Source organism: Candidatus Kurthia intestinigallinarum, from assembly GCF_003991225.1.
Lineage (GTDB): Bacteria > Bacillota > Bacilli > Bacillales_A > Planococcaceae > Kurthia > Kurthia populi.
The window spans coordinates 1-2439 of the sequence record NZ_JTFC01000070.1 but is presented as its reverse complement, the minus strand read 5'-3'; the positions used below and the strand labels follow the sequence as shown (position 1 = coordinate 2439).

The window sequence follows — 2439 nt, the reverse complement described above, 5'->3', positions numbered from 1 at the left end:
TGGATTTCCGGTTTCCCGAACATTTTCGGAACGACTTCGGTTTTGATTTCTTTTCGCTTTGGTTTCAGCACCAAATTCTTATCAGGAACATTTTTGCTAATCGCTAAAAACTCATTTTTCTTTTCATCGACTTTCCCCTCTAACACGGCAATTTCGTTCAATAAGTCCTGTTTTTCCTTGTATTCATTCACGTCTTTATATGAATTCGTGCCAACCAATTTCCGCTCAATTCCACGATCCAATAATTTTTCTTCTAGCAACTGGACTTCTTTTTCCCGCCAATCATCAAACGGGCGAGTTTTATCCAACGCCGGATCTTGTTGAATAATCGCACGGTCAAACGACACTTGTTTTTCAAGTCCTCGCTTATAGCCGCTCGCAACCGGAACAAAATTCAAGTGCATATGAGGAGTAGCTTCGTCATTATGGATGACCGCATTATATACTTTTAAATTCGGATTTCGCTTCTCAAAATCTTCGAACCACTCTAATAAAATTTCATTTCCTTTCTCATAATCCTTTCGCATAGGAAAGTCATATAAGTCTCCCACCTGAACAATCATTTCCTGCTGAAGCGCCGTTTTTTTACTGGATTGGATGTGCTTAAAGTAATCATCAATTTTCCGGTCATTGCGTTTTTGTTTAGCATTGTAATTTTCCAACGCTTCGCCAAATTCTTCTTGATACAGTTCTTTCAAATCCTTCTGAACGAGGTACACATTTTCGTGCGAACGAGATTCATCAATGTGTGAATTCCGTTCTTTATCCTTGTCACTCATGGTCCGATTATTGTGTTTGATGTTGGTTTTATTGGTCGCCTTTTTGAGCGAAACCGACATGCTCATGACGAATCACCTCACTTGCTATGAGTGTACCAGACAGTTTGTTACTTTGCCAAAGTAACCTTTTCTGTATTTTGACACTGCGCTGCGCTCCATGTGCAAAATGAAAAGGCTCTCCGAGGGTAAAAGCAGGGGTCTGTCACTCTGGCGTGACAGTTTCCCCAAGATCAAAATCAAAAGAAAAGACCTTGGGCGTTGCCCAAACCCACGAGGGAAAAGTTTCCCCTCGACCCCCTCCAAAAACTCCCCCATCCCCCTCAATTTTGAGGGGGCTCCCTCGCCGGTAGGCAGGTCAAAAGGTGTTGCCTTTTGACGTGCCGAGAGGGTTCGGGTTTTGCGAAATTCGTCAACTCCTTAAATTCCTTCCCGTTGGTCAGTCAGACATTTACCGTTGACGAATGCCACGTTTTTCGTTCTGCAGCTCATCAGCTTTTAGACGAAAAAAAAGACCGTCAAATGACGATCTTCGTTCTTCAATAAACGCGCCCTTTAATGGAACAAAAAGATTTGAATTCCTGTTATAAAAAAAGGATCAATTTTGAACTCTCTCCCAAAGTTGATCCCTTAACGATTTAGAAATCCCTTTGAGAATGTTTATATACATTCAAGGTAACCAGCCAACTAATGACAATGATTCCTGAAAAAAGTAATAACAAATTACTATACAGATAAGTTGACTGATCAACTTCCATAGGTAACAACCTTTGATCAAGTAAGGGTATGGATAATAAACCACCTACAATTGCAATACCTGTTCCCTCTGATAAAAAGCTGGTAAAGTTAAGCAAACTCATTCCAGCACCAGCTTCCTGCTGTTTCAAGCTACTTGAAACAATTGTTGATATAACTGTTTTGGTGAACGAAAGCCCACCTAAAACAAATACGATTATAATTGTCATGAACCATGATGTTGTTTCTAAAAGAAAGGAAGCAGTTAAAAAGCTAACAGAAAGAAATGTAACTCCGATGTTTAACACGTATAAAGGACCTCTTCTATCAACAAGTATCCCACCAATGTAGCCGAAAATAATGACACTCATTGTTCCAGGGAAAATAATTACACTTCCGATTTCGGCAGTACTTAGCTGGTGAACATCTTTCATCATATAAGGAACCATAGAGACAAACCCTGCTACTGTTCCAAATATAATTCCCCCACAAAGAACTCCAATCATAAAAGGTATATTTTTCCCTAATCCGGGATCAACAAAAGGATCTGTTACTTTCCTGATATGTTTTACAAATATCAGGAATGACAGCACGCTAACGATAAGAAAAGAAATGCTATATGATGTTGTAAACAACATAAAAAATACAATGCCTACAGACATTAGTATAATTCCTTTGATATCAAAATGACCTTTTATCCTTACTTCTTTCTTTAATAATTTCATAAGAAACGGAACAGTGATAATTGTTATCATAGGAATGAGTAGAAGATAGGACCAATGAATATAATGGGCTATCATTCCACCAATCGCTGGACCGACTCCTTCTCCCATGGCTACTATCGATCCAATAAGACCAAATGCTTTACCCCTATTTTCCTTTGGAATATAGMGCGCAACTACAACCATTACGAGTGCTGGAAATGCAG

General features: G+C 39.2%; 2 protein-coding genes. Both read right to left on the bottom strand.

Annotation, left to right across the window (positions count from 1 at the left end):
• Positions 1-845: plasmid recombination protein (locus QI30_RS18680; RefSeq protein WP_126992071.1), on the bottom strand; the 845-nt coding region annotated here is incomplete at its 3' end.
• A gap of 569 nt (positions 846-1414) precedes the next feature.
• The coding region (tet, locus tag QI30_RS18675; protein WP_126992070.1) for a Tet(L)/Tet(K)/Tet(45) family tetracycline efflux MFS transporter at positions 1415-2439 on the bottom strand (1025 nt) is incomplete at its 5' end.